Raw genomic sequence first — 1,836 nt, 5'->3', positions numbered from 1 at the left:
AAAGGCGGCCCTGCCGGGCCGCCTTTCTTCCTTGCCTGCTACCGGGCGATCTCAGAACTGCGCTTCGCTCAACGCATTGACCGGCACCGCGCCTGCCACGACAGCATCGCGCAAGGCCGACGCCTGCGACAGGATGTGCTCCGCGAAGAAATGCGCGGTCGCGATCTTGGCATCGCTGAAGGAAGGATCCTCGCCACGCTTCGCATCCGCGGCCAGCATCGCGCGCCCAAGCTGCCAGCCCGAGAACACGATGCCGCAGAGCTTCAGGTAAGGCACGCTGCCGGCGAACACGGCATTCGGATCCGACTTGGCATTGGCCACCACGAACGCCACCACCGCCTCCAGCGCCTCGCGCCCCTTGGCCAGTTGCGCCTGCACCGCGGAGAAAGCCGCGCCGCCATGCTGGCCCAGCGCCGCCTCGGTCCCGGCGATCTGCGCGCAGATGCCGCGCGCCACGGCGCCGCCGTCGCGCACCGTCTTGCGGCCGACCAGGTCGTTGGCCTGGATCGCGGTCGTGCCTTCGTAGATCGGCAGGATGCGGGCGTCGCGATAGTGCTGCGCCGCGCCGGTCTCCTCGATGAAGCCCATGCCGCCGTGCACCTGCACGCCAAGGCTGGTGACATCGATCGACAACTCGGTGCTCCAGCCCTTGACGATGGGCACCATGAACTCGTAGAAGGCCTCGTTCTGCTTGCGCACCGCTTCGTCCGGATGCCGGTGCGCCGTATCGCATGCCGCCGCGGCCACGTAGGCCACCGCGCGCGCGCCTTCGGTCAGCGAGCGCATGGTCATCAGCATGCGCTTGACGTCGGGGTGATGGATGATGGTCACCGCCTCGCGGGCCGAGCCGTCGACCGGCCGGCTTTGCACGCGCTCGCGCGCGAAGGCCACCGCCTGCTGGTAGGCGCGTTCGGAGACCGCGATACCCTGCATGCCGACCGAGAAACGCGCCGAGTTCATCATGATGAACATGTATTCCAGGCCGCGATTCTCCTCGCCCACCAGCGTGCCGATGGCGCCGCCGTGGTCGCCGAACTGCAGCACGGCGGTGGGGCTGGCCTTGATGCCCAGCTTGTGTTCGATCGACACGCAGTGCGCATCGTTGCGCGCGCCCAGCGAGCCGTCTTCGTTCACCAGGAACTTGGGCACGATGAACAGCGAGATGCCCTTGACGCCTTCGGGTGCCGTCGGCGTGCGCGCCAGCACGAGATGGACGATGTTCTTCGCCATGTCGTGTTCGCCGTAGGTGATGAAGATCTTGGTGCCGAACACCTTGTAGGTACCATCGCCCTGCGGCTCGGCGCGCGTGCGTACGGCTGCCAGGTCCGAGCCGGCCTGCGGCTCGGTCAGGTTCATGGTGCCGGTCCATTCGCCGGAGATCAGCCTGGGCAGGAAGGTGGCTTTCTGCGCATCGCTGCCCGCGGTCAGCAGGGCTTCGATGGCGCCGTCGGTCAGCAGCGGGCACAGCGCGAACGACAGGTTCGCCGAGTTCAGCATCTCGATGCAGGCGGTGGCGATCAGCTTGGGCAAGCCCTGGCCGCCGAATTCCTGCGGATGCAGCACGCCCTGCCAGCCGCCTTCGCCAAACTGGCGGAAGCCGTCCTTGAAGCCGGGCGTGGTGGTGACCACGCCGTCCTTCCAGCTGCTGGGATCGGTGTCGCCGATGCGGTTGAGCGGCGCCAGCACCTGTTCGTTGAACTTGGCGGCCTCATCGAGCACCGCCTGCGCCGTCTCCGGCGTGGCGTCCTCGAAGCCGGGCAGCTGGCTGACAGCGTCAAGGCCGGCCAGTTCGTTCATCACAAACAGCATGTCCTTGAGCGGGGCACGATAGGTCAT

General features: G+C 67.3%; 1 protein-coding gene. It reads right to left on the bottom strand.

Annotation, left to right across the window (positions count from 1 at the left end):
- Positions 1-51: 51 nt before the first annotated feature.
- Positions 52-1,836, bottom strand: a complete 1,785-nt coding sequence (locus CF70_RS32025; RefSeq protein ID WP_035875435.1) for an acyl-CoA dehydrogenase — start codon at positions 1,834-1,836, stop codon at positions 52-54.

The sequence above is a fragment of the Cupriavidus sp. SK-3 genome, from assembly GCF_000611145.1.
Taxonomy (GTDB): domain Bacteria; phylum Pseudomonadota; class Gammaproteobacteria; order Burkholderiales; family Burkholderiaceae; genus Cupriavidus.
This window is presented reverse-complemented; position numbering and strand designations above follow the sequence as displayed.

Coding starts and splice junctions, on each gene's coding strand:
- CF70_RS32025 (WP_035875435.1), bottom strand. CDS start 1,836: ATGACCTATCGTGCCCCGCTCAAGGACATGCTGTTTGTGATGAACGAA.